A 16,744-nucleotide genomic window follows, 5' to 3' on the forward strand; every position below is an offset into this window, starting at 1 on the left:
TGTATCCCTCAATTATCTAGCAAGATTATAGTCTGCATTCCTTTATAAAAAGTATAAATCCCCATAACAAACATCATCAAAGCCGAAAGTTTCAGAAAAAACGAACGATAGGCATTGAGATTGAGAAAAAATTGAGAGATCAAGCCTAGCAACAACATAGGAACAAAAGTCATCATCCCAAACACAAACATCACCAACGCCCCCTCAAAAACCCCTTGACTTGACAATGCAATGAGGGCAAAAAAATACACGATCCCACAAGGCAAAAATCCATTCAAAATCCCGATCAGATAATAGCTGGATGGCTTGTAAGATTGGTAGAGCCTCTTAAAAAAACTTTGATAATTGTTTTGGAGGTTTGGCTCAAGCCTAGCAATCTGTTTGGGTGCAAAAATAAACAAAAAAGCAAATAGCACGATCAAGCTTCCAATCCCCATCAGCACAGCCCCTTTGATCAATGGCGTGATTTCAAACACAACCCCCACTCCCCCACACAATGCACCAATGAGCATATAAGAAGTCAAACGCCCAAAGTTATAAAGCAAATTGGCAAGCCATGCATTTTGTCTGTTTTTGGCAATCTTGGTATTCAAAGCCAATGCAATGCCACCACACATCCCCACACAATGAGAGATTGAAGAAAAAAAAGCGATATTGGCAATCAACCAATAATCAAATGGATTCACGACACTCCTTCAAAAAGCCTTTTTTCTCCAAAGTTTTTTGCATTCCCACAAAAAGCAATGCTTGATGGTATAGAGAGTTTTGAAAAAACCGCGACAAAAACTTCCCATCGCCCCCCAAAAAATAAATAGGCTTATCAGCAGAAACCTCTGAAATCAACCCCACAACACTTCTAAGCATCCCCCACCCCAATGCACTTTTTGTATTTTGTGGCAACAAATGCAAATCCATAGACAGATCAGGCATCACATCTAAAGCCGGAGAGATTTGGGAATAAGCTTGTATATAGCTCCCAAAACCGGGCAAGATATATCCACCCAAATGCTTGCCATTTTCCATCACATCAATCGTTATCGCACTCCCTGCATCAACAATCACACCATTTTCTATAGCACAGCAAACAGCCAAACGATCGATACCCAACCCCACATACTCTGTCTCAAGCTCAAAATAAGGAGCCAAATCGATCGCATTTGGATTGATTTGCAAAAAATGAGATAGGTTTGTAGGACTCACGCTGATATAAAAAATCTGCTGATTGATCGGCTTGTGATACTGCTCTGGCTTTTCTTGCCAAATGTGCCCATTGTGATAAAAATGCAAAAACGAATTGCCAATATCACAAAGCACATAATCCATCATCAGAACTCCACATATTGCTTTTCATAATAGATTTTGTTTTGTTGGGAAAAAGGATTTTTGCCTCTGGATAGATCCATTTTGTAGATCAATGGCACAAAGTCTTTGATACGGACTTTGATAAGATAGCCTGATCCATCCTCTAGTGCATACAACTCGCCATCTTTGATCAACAAGAGTGGCAACGAAGCGAAAGGGAACTTGAGCCTTCTTAGAGGCTTGAGGGTTAGATCCAATTCTTTGATTTGTCCATCAAGGGTGGTGAGATAGATTCTGTCATTTAGCACTTTGATACTGCGAATCTCCTCATCCAAACTATAATCACTCCCTCCAAAATAGCTCAAAATCCTTTTGCTTGTTGCAGCAATCATCACATCTTTTTTGACTTCCAAAAAAATAATATTGTTGAAATAGGTTTCTGTTCCCACCACAATCGTGCGTTCTATTTCCATATTTTTGAGGTTAAGCACGATCACATTGCCATCTAGCATTGGGAAAAAAACTTTGTTTCCAAAAAACACAGGAGGGTAGATCATAGAATTGACCGCCAAAGTTGTGTTGTGCTTTTTGCTAAACAGCTCTTTTTTGCTACTTAGCTCATACACAAAGATCGTATTTTCATTGGTTATCAAAGTAAGCTGATCTCCCTTGATAGACGCACCAATCGGACAAGAAGGGAGCTCAATCTCAGAAGTAAGCGCATAGGATTTGTTGTAGATACGCAAGGTGTTGCAAGCATAGGAAGTGATGATTGATCCTGCCTCATAACCGACAAAACTCTCGTTGGGTGCAAGTTTGAAATCTTGGAGTCCATCTTGAGTGATGAGATTGCCGTTTTCAAGAGTCGCACCCTGCAATGCAATATCCACGATTGTGGCAGGCAAAGTGTTTGTGAAGCTATATTTTCCATTCACCTCTTGTGGCTGAAAATACTCTTTCTGACTGCACCCCGTCATCACCCAATACAGACTACATACAAAAAAAACAATGCTTTTAGTGCGTAATGCCATAGTGTTTAACCCTCAAAACAACATCTCTCAACGGAGAGTTTGGCTCGATTTGATCGAACAAAGCATCTGCCTCCTGCCTTTGATTCTTCAGAAGCAAGAGATAGCCTTGCTCAAGATTTGCCAAATCTTGATAATCCTGATATTTGACCTCTGCTAGAAAAGCCTTCTCTAGTGAAGCTAACTCATAGCTTGAAGTGGTGGCAACAAAGGCATTGGAAGACTGCTTGAGCGACTTTAGAGAATCAACATCTTGCGTTTGCAAAGCCTGAGCCAAAAGAATGATTTCATAAAGCTCTTGATTGTGGCTTTGGAGTTTGGACATCAGATCTTCATCACTTGGGTTTTGCAAAAAATTATCCAAAATCCTAGTTGTCTCTATCGCTCGCTCCTCTTGCTGATAATCAAGATAATAACTCAAGCCCATACCACCGACTAGCAAAGCCAACACCGCAAAAAAGACACCTTTGTATTTTTTCAATATTTTTTCGATTTTTAAAACACTCACTAACATCTTTTCGTCATTTTCAAGTCTATTTTTTACTTCTTGCATTTCTTCTTTGATTTTCATTTTTACCTCACTTTTTGGATGCGACCCCGCTACTACCAAACCCCCCTGCTCCCCTCTCTGTTTCACTCAACACCTCACTCTCTATCAACTCCACCTGAATCACGGGAGCAAAAACACCTTGAGCGATGCGATCTCCTATACCCACCTCAAACTCCTCTTCAGAATGATTGATCAAAACCACCCCTATCTCACCGCGATAATCACTATCTATCGTTCCGGGAGCGTTCAACACTGCGATGCCGTTTTTCAAAGCAAGCCCACTTCTTGATCGTATTTGCATTTCAAAATCAGAATCAAACTCAAACGCCAAGCCTGTTTTGATGAGTTTCCACTGCTTTGGCTTGATTCTGACATTCTCAACGCTATGCAAATCAAACCCAGCCGATCCGACACTTTGGTATCGCGGTATCCTCGCAAGATGGTGTAGTTTTTTCACCTTAATCTGCATTTGGCTCTCCAAAATCAATGGGCTTGTATCCGACTTCCAAAATCTCATATTCATTTTCTCCGTTGGGTAGAGTGATTGTCACTTCATCCCCCTCCTCTTTGCCCAACAGGCTTTTGGCAATCGGTGAGCCAAAAGAGATAAGCCCTTTGGATGGATTGCTCTCGATCCCACCGACAATCGTGTAAGTGGTTTCTTTGTCATTGCTGAGATTTAGGATTTTCACAGTGCTTCCAAAGCTTACTTTATCATGTGGCAACACGCTAGGGTCAATCACTTGTGCATTTGCCAAAATCTCGCTCAATTCGGCAATGCGCGCCTCAATGAACAACTGCTTGTCTTTTGCAGCGTGGTATTCTGCGTTTTCTTTCAAATCGCCATAAGATCTAGCAACATCGATCTCTTTGACAATGTTTGGTCTCTCGACTTCTTTAAACTTTTTGAGTTCTTGGCATAGTATTTCATATCCATAATTTGTCATTGGTTCTTTCATTTTACACCCTTATGCTAAGTCTGCTTGAGATACAAAATCATATCAAAAGTTCTTATATTCTTAGATATTTTGTAGAAGTTCATCGCCTTTGGGGCTTCAAACTACATCAAACATTGCCATTCTGTGTTTGCAAATGCACTTGTGGGGGAGATAAGGGGGGGGGGACAAAGCAGGATTTGATGACTATGCTTGTGTAAAAGCAATCTTGATAAAAGAATCCAGTCGCAAAAAATGACTAGCAAATATGGTGTTTTGCACAAATGGGATTTGTGGCAATGCCAGAATCTTTGATTTGCTTTTTGGGTTTGACTTGGGGAACTCTGCTCTGTGGCAATTTTTGAATCTTTTCGGGTTTATTTTTGGGGTTTGCTTTTACAAAAGCACATTTTTTAATTTCTCAAGCTTGGTTTGGATAAGGCACGACTTTGGGGTATTTCAAGCTTGGCTTGGTGTTTTTCTTTTGAAGTTGGTTTGTGGAGCTCTGTTCTTTTGGTGATTCTAGAATCTAGGGTTCTTTTTCAAGTTGGCTTGAGCAAACCACCCTTTATGCAATTCTAGAATCCCCTAGCATCTCTCTTAAGGGGGTCAAGGGGAACTTATAGCAAGCGTTCCCCTTATCCCCCTTAACAACCCCCATAACCCCAGCATTGCATTAGCAAGGCTCGTTCAAGATTACATTGACTTGGAATCTTTTTGGGTTCTACAAGGTTGGTTTGGGAAGCGGTTTGCATTGCCTTTATAACTTAGTAAGGATTTTTATATTTTTGTGATTTTTTAAAAAATTGTAAAAAGATTCTAAGAAACCAAAGAATCAAGAATCAAGAATGTTTTCAAAAAGATTCTAAGAATCTAGATTCAAATCAAAAAAACAAACCTGAAACACCAAAGAATCAAAACAAAGTCAAAGTAATGTGGGTAACACACAAAAAGCGGGCAGGGGTTTGGGGGATTTTAAGGGGGATAAGGGGGGTGCCTCGCAATAAACCCCCTTGTCCCCCTTATAGAAAAAAGCAAAGTAAGTTTCAATGACTAAGAAGTGTGCTTCTGCAAAACCAATCCCAAAAACTAGCAAACAAATCAAACAGCACCAAAGGACACAACTTCTCAAGCCAACTCCAAAAGGAAGTCCTAGAGATTCTAGAATCCCTCAAAAGTGTGCTTCTGCCAAATCAATCTCAAGCAAAGAATCCAATTTTCTAGAGCTCGTGCTCTAGAAACTATACCTTCCTCCTAGGTTGAATTGTAAGTGGGTTCTGAGTTTATCTCCGAAGCTTTTCTCTATATCCATATACACTCTAGTGGATTGATTGAGTTCTAGATTGGTTCCTAGATTGAGCACCACTCTACCATTAGATTCAAGTGCAGGGTTGGTGTGTTGGATTCTTGTGGTGGTGATTTTGTTGCTTCCACCATCGATGAAATCATATTCATAGAATGCTCCAGCATAGAGGGAGATGTTTTTGCCTTGCTCTACTATCTTTTTGCCAAAGCTTGCTCCTGCTCTAGTTCTAGCCAAAAGAATATAGTTTTGATTGGCTTTTAGCTCATTGATTCTTCCTGTAAGAGCTTTGAGGTTGGCGATGAAGTTGGATTGATTAAGATAACCCAAACCTATCTCCAATTGTGGATCGATGAAATAATCTTGCTTCTCTCCAAGGATGAAGCGATAGCCTACTTCATTGGAAAGAGTGAATCCTAGATTGTTTGTTTGGCTATCTTTTACACTATTGCTAAGTTTAAAATCTGAAGTGATATAGCTAAATTTGGCAATGGTGTCATTGTAGATTCCCATATCACTCACATAAGAGTTATAAAGAGCCACTTCTGCACCATTGGATTGGACATTGGATAGAGAAGTGGGATAGAGCTCATCTATCGGATCCTCATCTCCACTCGTGCCTGTTGAGTTGATATAAGAGAATGCAAGTCCTAGATAATTCCTAGCCCCCTCTAGATTGAGAGCATAATCATATCCTGCTTGAGTGCTAATGTATTGAGTGTGAAGTTTTGCTCCAAATGTAGACTCTTGCAATCCTCCAAACACTCTAGCCCATATTCCTTGAGAGTTTGTGTTATCTCTTAGCTCTCCCATTCGTTTGTTGAGAGAATTGAAGTTTGCAACATACAAATCATAATTAATCGCAAGAGCAGAGGCAACTGCTTTTTGGGTGGATCTAGTGACTCCAAGACTGATGATTTTGCCTAAGAAATAAGTGGTGTAACCTTTCTCACCTTGAAGTTTCCCATATTGATTGGTTTTTGCTTCCCTTAATTCGATTGTTACCGCTTCTCCACCAATATCAGAATGTTTTGCCTCAAATTTAACCAAAGGCTTGTCATCAGATCCATTTTTCACAGTCGCAACAGCGATGTTTCTCACCCTCTGTGTTTCTTCTGTTCCTGTGTCTGCTCCATATTCGATTCCATTATATTTTTCAGGATCTACAATGACAACAAGATTTTCTTTCAAAGGTGTGCCTGCAGTAGTTGCACTATGTATCACAATGCGATCAGAGTGGGCAACTCCATATGTCCCACTTGCTCCTGTTGTCTCCCCTCCGATTGTGCTACTTCCTTGAGTTGCTAGGGGATCTACAAAGACTTTGAAAGTGAGATTGCTTGCAGTAAGTCCCTCACCATTATTTGTTCCAATCTCAAGGAGGTTGAAATTGCGAGTGTTGCCTGCAGGGGTGTTAGGATTGGGATATTTGTCACTTGCGATATCAATAGTGGCTTTTGTGGCACTACCATCAAGTTTTAAAGTTGTGATGTGATTCTTATTGCCTTTGAGTGTGAGGGTGGAATTGTCTCCACTGAATGCAACATTAAAGGTTTTGCTACCATCTCTATTTACTGGATCTGTAATGGTGGTTTTGCCTGATGTGATATTGAGGGTATTTGTTGTGGCTTGCAAATCAAGGGCTTTGATTGTATTGTTTGTGCCACCAAGTTTGAGGGTTGCAGTATCTCCTAAGAATTGGATTGTAAGATTCTCACCATTTGTAATGCCACCAATAGTTGTTTCAGATGTTGTTCCACTAGCTTTGCCAAGTTTCAAGGTGCTTGCGGTTGAAGCATTGTTCAAAGTGGTAATGGTATTGGTGTTGCCTTCTAATGTGAGGGTGGAGTTGGTGCCATTGAGATTGAAAGTTGTGTTTCCATTACCAACTGTTTCAATTTTCTTTTTTATGGTGAGATTGGCAGAAGCTTCGAGAGTAATGCTATTTGCTCCATTGGCTGCAGTGTAAATAGCATAATCAAGACCACTACCGCCACTTGTTTCACCTGCATTGGTAATTCCATTTGTTCCGATTGTATTGTCAGTGCCTTTGCTGATAAAAATAGTATTGTTAGAATTAGCACCTGTTGCAAAGATTCCATTACTAACATCAATTTCCTCTATGAGAATGGTATTTTTGCTACCACTTTTGCTTACGATACTTTGGGTGGTAAGTTTCCCTTTGGCGATGTTGGTTGCAGAGGGATTATCTATCGCATTTGTATTGATTGCCAAATCTTTGGCAGTGCCACCACTTCCAAGTGTTAAAAAGCCTTTGCCGATGTAATTACGCCCTTTAGAGCCGTCTGAAATGATTGTTGTAATGTCGAGAATATTTGTAGCGTCTGTATTATTTTCAAGACTAAGGATATTGCGATGATTAGTTGTATTTAACCCCACTGCTCTTAAAACTCCGAGATAAAGAGTAGCTTGTTTTTTGAATTGGATAAGATTGTGAGCTTGTGCTGTATATGTCCTATCTGCATATGCAACGATATCTATACGATTGCTTGTGCCCTCTCCAATTTTTCCATTATTTTCAAAAAGGATTCGATTGCGTGCATTGTTTAGCCATTGGCCACCTAGTCCAGCTTCGGCTCGAATCTCTCCTGTACCTGTGTTTCTACTTCCTTTTTTGATAGTATTGGTAGTATTTCCTTCATTATGTGTTTTAAAAGTAATATTAACATCAACATTATCATTAGCTGTGCTTCCTGTATTGCCAATACGCCCATAAGTTTGGATATTGCCTTCAATCCCTCCGCTACCTCCTTCAAAGATTAGATTCTGTCCATCTTGTTGCCCCTCTACGAGTTTTGTTGTGAGATTGCCTTTGAGTTTTGCCCCATCTTGAAAAGTAAATATTGTTTTGATAGTGTTGTTATTAGCATTATTGTATAAATCAATATTGCCTATCATATCTCCCTTGAAAGTAGCCTCCACTTTATCATACCAATAACTAGGTATGACTCTAATATTTCCCTTGAAAGCAATTTTTGAGCTATTTTCTGTTGTTGTGCCTTCAAAATTTAGAATAGCTTTTTTTGCATTATAGTTTCTGTTATGGTTCCCAAAATTAATAGTGAGGGTGCCTAATCCATTCCCTAATTGAAGTCCATTACCTTTATTAATGAGTTTGAGTTGAGCGTTATTGCCACCCACAGAGGCTTCGGGAGTGCTACCAACCGATCCATTACCGCCAGTCTGTGTAAATTTGAGAGTGAAATCACTGATCGTAATCCCACTTGCCGGAGGCGTGGCAAATTGCAGTTTATTGTATCCCCCTTCTTGTCCAAATTTTAAACCCGTGAATTGTTTGAAATCTGTGCCATTAGTAGTGCTCCAGCAGATCGCACTTGCACTGCCGTCACAATCTCCCGCACTCGCCACACTCACACTGAGAGCCAAAGCCAACGATGTGGCAATAAGAGGTTTGAATAAGGGACTGTTTAAGCTGTTCATTTTTGCCCCCCCCCCCCGAGAGAGATTTTGCCCATACGATTGTGCTTCCTAGTTTCTATTTTTTCCATCTTTTACTCCTTGCAAAAAATTTATCTCAAGGTATCAAAAAATTCTTGAATGTAAAATAAATTTTTGAGAATAATTATAATTAATATTTACACTCCATTTACTTTCATAAAACTTTTATTTTTGAAACACACAATGGAGGTTCTCAAATCTATCAAACCCAATGGTTTCAATCCTTGCCAAAGCTCTACCAAGCTCTATCAATCCCCAATCTCACCACTTCACACAGTGCAATCTTTTGCTTTGATTGTGTTTGTTGATTTTTATTTGAATCTAGATTCTTAATTTGATTTGTTTGCTTGTTGGATTGATTGAAGGTAGATTCTGATGTTTCTTGCTGCTTTGATTTTCAGAATCTTTTTACAAAATTTTATTTAGATTCTTAAAATCTTCACAAAAACCCTATCAAAATAAAAGCAAGAATCTAAAAATCTAGATTCAAAATTCAAATAAAAACAAGAATCAAGAATCAAACAAAAGTCAAAACAATGTGGGCAACACACAAAAAGCGAGTTTGGGGGATTTTAAGGGGGATAAGGGGGGGAAAGCCTGTCAATAACCCCCCTTGCCCCCTTAAGAGAGAAAGCAAAGTGGGATTTGGTTACCAAAAAGCGTGCTTCTGCAAAATCAATCTTGATAAAAGAATCAGTTTGCCGAATCTCAAAGTTTTGTTTTTTTGGGTTTGGTTTGGATAAACCACGGCTTTTAGTATTTCAAGCTTGGCTTGGATTCTTTCTTTTGAAGTTGGTTTGTGTGAGTATGCCTTTTGGTGATTCTAGAATCTATTAGATTCTCTTTTTGGAGTTAGTTTTGCAAAAGCACACTGCTTAGTCACCAAATCTTGCTTTGCTTTTTTATAAGAGGGAGGGGCAAGGGGGGGGGTGGCAATACCACTCTCACCACAACGCATTACAAATTGGATATAATTGCACACGATTAACCCCCAAGACCAAAGGAACAGAATGCAAAAAGAGCATATTTTTAGAGAGTATGATATTCGTGGGATTTTTGATATAGATTTGGATCAAGAGATTGTGACTTGCATTGGCGAGAGGATTGGAGCGCTCCTCAAAGACGCCAATCAAAAATCCATCAGCATTGGCTATGACGCAAGGGTGCATTCCAAACAGCTGTTTGAATGGCTCACCGATGGATTGCATCTCCATTCTATCAAAATCAACGATCTTGGTTTGATACCCACGCCAACTGCGTATTTTGCCACCTTCTCCCCTACCCTTGCAAACACCAATTCCATTATGATCACAGGCTCACACAATCCCAAAGAATACAATGGCTTCAAAATCACGCTATTAGGCAAACCTTTTTATGGTCAAAGCATTCAAGCACTCAAAAACAGCATCGCCCAAACTCCAAAACCCCACCCCACAAACCCACAACCCAAAGCCATCACGCAAGTTCCTATACTTGAGGAATACCAAGCCTTCCTCATCGATCATTTCCAAACCCTCCGAGATTTCCCACACCCAATCGCCATTGATTGTGGCAATGGAGTGGCAGGAGTGGCACTCATTCCTGTTTTGCAAGCACTCAACATCGACTTTGTCGCACTCTATGCAGATCCCGATGGCGATTTCCCCAACCACCACCCAGACCCCAGTGAAGCCAAAAATCTCCAAGATCTCAAACGCCTAATGCACGATCAGCAGATTCCTATCGGACTAGCATTTGATGGAGATGCCGATAGGATCGCTTTGCTAAGCACAAGGGTAGCCTATCAAGGAGATGAGCTCACCATCCTTTTCGCACACCAAATCGCTCAAGAGATAGCACCCCAGAAACCAATCATCATCGGTGAAGTCAAATGCTCCTCAGTGATGTATGATGAGATTGACAAAATCGGAACAAGCGTGATGTATAAAACAGGGCATAGCAACCTCAAAGTCAAGCTCAAAGAGCTGAACGCCTCGTTTGCAGGGGAAATGAGTGGGCATTTGTTTTTCAATGATAGGTATTTTGGCTATGATGATGGTATCTATGCGGGGCTTAGGGCTTTGGAGCTGTTTTTGCACTCTAGTATCGAATCTGTAGAGGAGCAAATCCTCTCACTTCCCAAGCTTTGCTCCACACCCGAAGAGAAAATCCCAACGACAGAAGACAAAAAATTCCAAATCATTGCAACACTACAAAAAAAGCTCCAAAACCCCAATCAAGAATTCCCAAAAATCAAACAAATCATCGATATAGACGGCATTCGTGTAGTGTTTGAAAACGGGTGGGCATTGATCCGTGCTAGCAACACCACGCCCGTGCTTGTCACACGCTTTGAAGCCAAAACACAAGAGGACCTGGAGCTTTACAAAGCCCAAATGCTCTCTCTGATTGAAGATGAGTTGCGATGATCCTTAGCATCGAAAGCAGCTGCGATGACAGCTCACTTGCACTCACCTCAATCCAAGAGTGCAAACTTGTGTTCCACCAAAAAATCTCCCAAGATTCTTACCACTCTCGATATGGTGGCGTCGTCCCAGAAATCGCCTCAAGACTCCACGCCCAACAACTCCCACAGATTTTGCAAGAACTCAAAAACTTCCTTGATGGCAACCTAGAAGCAATCAAAGCAATCGCCATCACCACAGAACCGGGCTTGAGTGTCTCGCTCATCGAGGGGCTGATGATGGCAAAGGCTCTTGCACTTGCCCTCAATCTCCCACTCCTAAGTATCAATCATCTCAAAGGGCACATTTACTCGCTTTTCATCAACCAAAAAACCATCATTTCCCCCCTGAGCATTCTGCTAGTTTCGGGTGGGCATACGATGATCCTAGAGATGTCCCACTCGCAGATTCAAATCATTGCCAAAAGTTTGGATGATAGCTTTGGAGAGAGCTTTGACAAAGCTTCCAAAATGCTAGGTTTGGGCTATCCGGGTGGTCCGATCATCCAAGAACTCGCCCACGATGCCCCCTCACTCTACACCCTGCCCATTCCTTTGCAACACAGCAAAGAATTGGCGTTTAGCTTTTCAGGACTCAAAAACGCCTTTAGGCTCAAAACTCAAGAAAAAGACTACCACCCAAACGCTCTAGCCAAAGCTTTTCAAGAAAGTGCTATCGCCCACATCTACCAACGATGCAAACTCTACTTCCAACACAAGCAATCACAGAATCAATCCATCCAACATTTTGCAATCGTGGGTGGAGCGAGTGCTAATCTCGCACTCAGAGACAAAATGCACCAACTTTGCCAAGACTATCAAGCCACGCTCTTGCTAAGCCCCCTAGAATTCTGCTCAGACAATGCTGCAATGATTGGACGCGCTGGAGTGGAGAGCTATCTCAAAGGGGAGTTTGCCTCACTCTATGAGCTTGATATTTCTCCACGCACGACTCAGTTTTAGATTGGCTTTATTTTGGTGATTTAAAGTATGTAGATTCTATATCAAAGGACAACGATGAAAAATAAATGCCTATCTCTTTTGTTTGCACCCCTTGTGCTACTCTCCCAAACCCCCTATCTCACAAACATCCACCACACTATCAACGCACAACAGCGTCTCAACACCAATCTACTTCTAAGCACCATTTGGACACATCAAGATGAAGATCTTACAATCGATCCAAGCTTTTTATACACTAGCACCGATGATGGAGACATCATCAGCTCATCCCTTGCACTCACAGGTGCCAATGATGAGGATGAGCTCAAAATGAAGTCTTTGCTTGAGTATTCTTATGATGATCATAAGCACTCCAAAAGCCGATCGCACAATGTGAGCGGGGGATTGTCTGCCTTGCTCAAAACGCCACTCTCGATTTTTGCAGGATTGAGCGGAGGTGCAAACTTCAACACCCTGCAGTCTCTTGTGGATTACAAACAATACTATGCGTCAGGGGCATTGGGGCTAGGATATGACATCCCCCTCTTGGATGACACCACACGACTCACCCCAATCGCCTATCTCAACTATACTTTTTTACAACTACAAAACCACAAAGGGCTTGAAACAATCCCAACCCAACACTACAATCACCTATCAGTCAATGCAGGGCTCATCGCACAGACGCTCTTTGGATCGATGCAAATCAATCTCTATGGTATCTACTCTCATTCTGTTTTGGACAACACCTTGCACCTTGCCACAGACACACAACGCTTCAAGCTTGATTCTGCCCAATGGCTTGTCAATCTAGGGGCAAATCTAGGATTTTATGGGGATGATATGAGTTTTAAACTTGGTTTAAGTAGTGAGATTTCGAAAAACTTCTATAATGTCGGCTTGACAAGTTCTGTCGGATTTGAATTCTAATCACATTTGATACAAAGGAAAACGATGCAATACTCAGACAAAGCACTCAATCTACAAGAATCCAACACTTTGGCAATCAGTGCGTTGGCACAAAACCTAGCAAAAAGTGGCAAAGAAATCATCAACCTCTCCACAGGTGAGCCTGATTTTGACACCCCCCAAAGTGTCAAAGACACTGCGATTGGTGCAATCAATCAAGGTTTTAGCAAATACACCGCTGTCAGTGGGATCTTGAATCTCAAAGAGGCGATTTGTGAGAAGCTAGCACGAGACAATCAACTCCACTATCAACCCCAAGAAATCATCGTAAGCAATGGAGCCAAGCATTCTTTGTTTAATGCGTTGGGAGCGATACTCAATCCTCAAGATGAAGTCATCATCCCCGCTCCCTATTGGGTCAGCTACCCTGAAATGGTCAAATACAATCAAGCGACACCGATTTTCATCCAAACCACCCAAGAAAATCATTTCAAAATAACGCCCAAAGATCTCCAAGAAGCCATCACCCCCAAAACCAAAGCAATCATTCTCAACTCGCCAAGCAACCCCACAGGCTCTATCTACAACAAAGAGGAGATCATAGAACTTGCAAAAGTGCTAGAGGGGAGCGATATTTGGGTGATTAGTGATGAAATTTATGAAAAGCTTGTCTATGATTCTTCGTTTGTGTCCATCCCATCGCTTTCGCAAGATTTGTTGACAAGGACGATCCTTGTCAATGGGCTTAGCAAATCAAGTGCGATGACTGGGTGGAGGATGGGCTATCTTGCTAGCAAAGATCGCACACTGCTCAAAATCATTGACAATATACAAAGCAATAGCACTTCAAACATCAATTCTTTCACACAAATGGCTTCAATCACGGCATTGAACCTCAAAGGAGAGATTGAGGAAATGAGAGGGATTTTTGAGCAACGCAGAGATTTTGCCTATCAAGCCGCCCAAAGTATCGCCCCCCTGCGTCTCAACAAACCACAAGGGGCGTTTTATCTTTTCATCGATATTTCAAAAACCCCATATCCCAACAGCCTAGACTTTTGTCAATTCTTGCTTGAGCGACAAGGCGTGGCATTGGTTCCCGGCATTGCTTTTGGTGCGGAGGGTTTTGTGAGGATGAGTTTTGCCACTTCGATTAAGACATTACAAAAAGGATTTGAAAAAATTGCAAGATTTTTAGAAAACTAGATTCTCAGTGAGTATCTCTATAGCCCCCCTCTATAGCCCCTCCCCCTTTGTGAATCCCCTTTTTGAGCTTACTTCGCACCTTTGGGAGGCATAAATGCTGTAAGCTCTGGAGCTTTGCCTTTGAATTTCTCGATATTGACCAATGCAGTGTTGGCAATATTTGCATCGGCAAGTTCGCTTGTTGGAATATCAAGCGTGAGCATATTGGGGCAACCATTTTTGCACATACTGCCATCTTGTTGCGCATCTGCTGGATCATACCACGCACCCTCAAAAATCCTCACGACTTTTCTAGGCATCATATCACTTACGATTGCTCCTAGCAACGCCTCGCCTCTAGCATTATACACACGCACAAGATCGCCATTTTTGATGCCTTTTTCTTTCGCATCTTTTGGATTGATCCAAATCGGCTCACGATCTGCGACTGCGTAGCTATCTCTCAAACGCGTATTGCTAAGTTGAGAATGCAAACGATTGATAGGGTGTGGGCTAGTGAGTGCAAACTCGGCGGGTTTGTTTTTCATCCCTAGCCACTCTGCTGGTTCAAACCACATTGGGTGCCCTTTGCAGTCTTTGTAATCCATTTTTGCGATTGTTTCAGAGAAAATCTCGATTTTGCCACTAGGGGTGCCTAGAGGGTTGAGGATAGGATCTTCTCTAAAATCTGCATATCTCACATACGCCTCACCCTCTGCTGTAGGGGCAAAAGTCAAAGGCTTGTTGTCTTCCCAAAACTTTTTGAAATCAGGCATTGCCTCACCTTCAGCAGTCGTGATACCGGCATTAGTCGCTCGATTGTAAGCAGTGGTATAAAACTCCTCAAGCCATTGCATTTCTGTTTTGCCACCCTCTGTAAAAGCATCGCCAAATCCACAAGCACTAGACAAATCAGCAAACACTTGATAATCGCTCTTAGCCTTTGGCATAGGGGCGACCACTTGTTTCATCGGACAAATATTGAGATTGCTATAATCTCCTGTCATACTCAAATCGTTTCTCTCATAAGAAGTTGTGATTGGGAACACAATATCTGCCATTTTGGCACTTGGTGTCCAATATATATCATTGACCACCACCGTCGTAGGCTTCCTCCAAGCTTTGAGATTCTTATTGACATTTTGCTGATGCACGATTGGATTGCCACCCACCCAATAAATCATATCAATATCAGGATATGTGATCACGCGTCCATTGTATTGCAAAGTTTTGCCCGGATTGAGCAAGCAGTCTGAAATCCTTGCCACAGGGATTGCACCACTTCGCTCTTTCTCTTCTGTGCTTTTCCAATTTTCTTTGATCACAGCTTTGCCCACATTGATCCCACCAAGCACAGGGGCATTTGTCGTAGGGCTTCCACCATTTGAATAATGGAAACTCAAGCCAAATCCACCGCCCGGAAGTCCGATTTGCCCAATCATTGAAGCAAGTGTGACAATCATCCAATGTGCTTGCTCGCCGTGGTGTTGTCGTTGGATGTTCCAACCTGCCATCAACACTGTGCGATTTTCAAAGAAAAGTTTGGCAAGGGCTTTGATTTGCTTCTCTGGCACTTTTGAAATGCCTGAAGCCCATTTTGCGGTTTTGGCAACGCCATCGGTTTTGCCAAGCACATAATCTGCAAACTTCTCAAAACCCTCTGTGTAGTTCTCGATAAACTCTTTGTCATATTTGCCACTTGTGAGCATTGTGTGGGCGATCCCTAGCATCATCGCCACATCGGTGTTTGGACACACTTTGATATGATCAGCCTTGCCTTTGAAAAACTGAATCGTCTCGCTTTTGATCGGATCGATACAGATGACTTTGATTTTTTTCTCATTGGCAGCTTTTCTAAGCTCGTTGTAATATTTCAAACCTTGAGAATCAGTCGCAGTGTAAGCAAGTTTCAAAGTAGAGAGTGGATTTGACCCCCAAATCACAACGACTTTTGCGTTTTCTAGCACAAGTTGCCAAGAAGTTTGTTGCTCATATACTTCAAGTGTCCCCATCACATGAGGCATAATCACTTGAGCTGCACCTGTAGAATAATCCCCCAAACCACCTACAAATCCACCTCCCATCGTCAAGAATCGGTGCAAAAGAGTCCTAGCACTATGGAGCTTCCCGCTTGACTGCCAACCATAAAAACCGCCATAGATTCCTGAAGCACCCTGCTTAGCACGGATCCTCTTCACTTCGCTACTGACAAGCTTGATCGCTTGTTCATAGCTGACTTCTACCCACTCATCTCTTCCACGCAATTCTTTGTTGTTTGGCTTTTTCTCAAGGTAGCTTTTTCTCACCATTGGGGCTTTGATCCTGTTTGTGCGATCAAAACCATTGTTTGGACCAATCAAATCTGCCACGCTTGAACGCATATCCAAAGAATTGAGTGCTTTTTCTCCATCAAGGTATCGAGGATTTTTCACACTGCTTGGCTTAAACTCCCCAAACGCATCGCCACTATCTACGACCGCTCCGTCTTTTACCACAACCCTCAACGCACCCCAATGTGCCGCTGTATAAACCTCACCATTGAGCACCAAATCTGTGCTAAATTTGTTGGCTCCTGCGGCTAGAAGTGTGCTTCTATCAGCAAGTTGGCTCACAAATGGAAGACTTGCAAAAAGCCCCGCATATTTCAAAAATGATCTTCTCTGCATC

General features: G+C 41.8%; 13 protein-coding genes. 5 read left to right on the forward strand and 8 right to left on the reverse strand.

The features are described 5' to 3' along the window. Positions 1-8: 8 nt before the first annotated feature. From BBW65_RS02055 to greA, 6 genes are read right to left on the reverse strand one after another with little or no spacing between them, the layout of a single operon-like run. Positions 9-686, reverse strand: a complete 678-nt coding sequence (locus BBW65_RS02055) for a sulfite exporter TauE/SafE family protein (RefSeq protein WP_066339015.1) — start codon at positions 684-686, stop codon at positions 9-11. Continuing rightward, positions 673-1,326, reverse strand: coding sequence for a type III pantothenate kinase (locus BBW65_RS02060; RefSeq protein ID WP_066339019.1), 654 nt, complete (start codon positions 1,324-1,326; stop codon positions 673-675). The genes BBW65_RS02055 and BBW65_RS02060 overlap by 14 nt, the downstream gene beginning before the upstream one ends. Next, positions 1,326-2,333, reverse strand: coding sequence for a hypothetical protein (locus tag BBW65_RS02065; RefSeq protein WP_066339022.1), 1,008 nt, complete (start codon positions 2,331-2,333; stop codon positions 1,326-1,328). The genes BBW65_RS02060 and BBW65_RS02065 overlap by 1 nt, the downstream gene beginning before the upstream one ends. Further along, the gene (locus BBW65_RS02070; RefSeq protein WP_066339025.1) at positions 2,317-2,901 is read right to left on the reverse strand and encodes a hypothetical protein; all 585 of its coding nucleotides are present in this window, start codon (positions 2,899-2,901) and stop codon (positions 2,317-2,319) included. Before BBW65_RS02070 ends, BBW65_RS02065 begins: the two co-directional genes overlap by 17 nt. Before the next feature lie 7 nt (positions 2,902-2,908). Then, the gene (gene dut, locus BBW65_RS02075) at positions 2,909-3,349 is read right to left on the reverse strand and encodes a dUTP diphosphatase (protein WP_066339027.1); all 441 of its coding nucleotides are present in this window, start codon (positions 3,347-3,349) and stop codon (positions 2,909-2,911) included. Continuing rightward, positions 3,339-3,839, reverse strand: coding sequence for a transcription elongation factor GreA (gene greA / locus BBW65_RS02080; RefSeq protein ID WP_066339034.1), 501 nt, complete (start codon positions 3,837-3,839; stop codon positions 3,339-3,341). The genes dut and greA overlap by 11 nt, the downstream gene beginning before the upstream one ends. Before the next feature lie 1,025 nt (positions 3,840-4,864). Between greA and BBW65_RS02095 the strand changes: the two genes are divergently transcribed. After that, positions 4,865-5,053 carry a hypothetical protein gene (locus BBW65_RS02095; RefSeq protein WP_066339040.1) on the forward strand — a complete coding sequence of 63 codons (189 nt, stop codon included), beginning with the start codon at positions 4,865-4,867 and terminating at the stop codon, positions 5,051-5,053. Here the strand turns inward: BBW65_RS02095 and BBW65_RS02100 are convergent. After that, entirely contained in the window at positions 5,050-8,580 is a 3,531-nt protein-coding gene (locus BBW65_RS02100; RefSeq protein WP_066339043.1) for an autotransporter outer membrane beta-barrel domain-containing protein, read from the reverse strand. The genes BBW65_RS02095 and BBW65_RS02100 overlap by 4 nt on opposite strands. Before the next feature lie 1,028 nt (positions 8,581-9,608). Between BBW65_RS02100 and BBW65_RS02110 the strand changes: the two genes are divergently transcribed. From BBW65_RS02110 to BBW65_RS02125, 4 genes are read left to right on the forward strand one after another with little or no spacing between them, the layout of a single operon-like run. Next, entirely contained in the window at positions 9,609-11,006 is a 1,398-nt protein-coding gene (locus BBW65_RS02110) for a phosphomannomutase/phosphoglucomutase (protein ID WP_066339049.1), read from the forward strand. Beyond that, positions 11,003-12,004 carry a tRNA (adenosine(37)-N6)-threonylcarbamoyltransferase complex transferase subunit TsaD gene (gene tsaD / locus BBW65_RS02115; protein ID WP_066339051.1) on the forward strand — a complete coding sequence of 334 codons (1,002 nt, stop codon included), beginning with the start codon at positions 11,003-11,005 and terminating at the stop codon, positions 12,002-12,004. The genes BBW65_RS02110 and tsaD overlap by 4 nt, the downstream gene beginning before the upstream one ends. A 54-nt stretch (positions 12,005-12,058) precedes the next feature. Then, positions 12,059-12,913 (forward strand): autotransporter domain-containing protein, encoded by an 855-nt coding sequence (locus BBW65_RS02120; RefSeq protein WP_066339053.1) that lies wholly within the window; start codon positions 12,059-12,061, stop codon positions 12,911-12,913. Positions 12,914-12,937: 24 nt separating this feature from the next. Then, positions 12,938-14,098 carry a pyridoxal phosphate-dependent aminotransferase gene (locus BBW65_RS02125; protein ID WP_066339055.1) on the forward strand — a complete coding sequence of 387 codons (1,161 nt, stop codon included), beginning with the start codon at positions 12,938-12,940 and terminating at the stop codon, positions 14,096-14,098. A gap of 68 nt (positions 14,099-14,166) precedes the next feature. Here the strand turns inward: BBW65_RS02125 and BBW65_RS02130 are convergent, their stop codons facing one another. After that, positions 14,167-16,743 (reverse strand): molybdopterin guanine dinucleotide-containing S/N-oxide reductase, encoded by a 2,577-nt coding sequence (locus tag BBW65_RS02130; RefSeq protein ID WP_083986174.1) that lies wholly within the window; start codon positions 16,741-16,743, stop codon positions 14,167-14,169. Position 16,744: the final 1 nt, after the last annotated feature.

Origin of the sequence: Helicobacter enhydrae, from assembly GCF_001693335.1 — a bacterium.
Lineage (GTDB): Bacteria > Campylobacterota > Campylobacteria > Campylobacterales > Helicobacteraceae > Helicobacter_G > Helicobacter_G enhydrae.

Coding starts and splice junctions, on each gene's coding strand:
- BBW65_RS02060 (WP_066339019.1), bottom strand. CDS start 1,326: ATGATGGATTATGTGCTTTGTGATATTGGCAATTCGTTTTTGCATTTT.
- BBW65_RS02065 (WP_066339022.1), bottom strand. CDS start 2,333: ATGGCATTACGCACTAAAAGCATTGTTTTTTTTGTATGTAGTCTGTAT.
- BBW65_RS02070 (WP_066339025.1), bottom strand. CDS start 2,901: ATGAAAATCAAAGAAGAAATGCAAGAAGTAAAAAATAGACTTGAAAAT.
- dut (WP_066339027.1), bottom strand. CDS start 3,349: ATGCAGATTAAGGTGAAAAAACTACACCATCTTGCGAGGATACCGCGA.
- greA (WP_066339034.1), bottom strand. CDS start 3,839: ATGAAAGAACCAATGACAAATTATGGATATGAAATACTATGCCAAGAA.
- BBW65_RS02095 (WP_066339040.1), top strand. CDS start 4,865: ATGACTAAGAAGTGTGCTTCTGCAAAACCAATCCCAAAAACTAGCAAA.
- BBW65_RS02100 (WP_066339043.1), bottom strand. CDS start 8,580: ATGAACAGCTTAAACAGTCCCTTATTCAAACCTCTTATTGCCACATCG.
- BBW65_RS02110 (WP_066339049.1), top strand. CDS start 9,609: ATGCAAAAAGAGCATATTTTTAGAGAGTATGATATTCGTGGGATTTTT.
- tsaD (WP_066339051.1), top strand. CDS start 11,003: ATGATCCTTAGCATCGAAAGCAGCTGCGATGACAGCTCACTTGCACTC.
- BBW65_RS02120 (WP_066339053.1), top strand. CDS start 12,059: ATGAAAAATAAATGCCTATCTCTTTTGTTTGCACCCCTTGTGCTACTC.
- BBW65_RS02125 (WP_066339055.1), top strand. CDS start 12,938: ATGCAATACTCAGACAAAGCACTCAATCTACAAGAATCCAACACTTTG.
- BBW65_RS02130 (WP_083986174.1), bottom strand. CDS start 16,743: ATGCAGAGAAGATCATTTTTGAAATATGCGGGGCTTTTTGCAAGTCTT.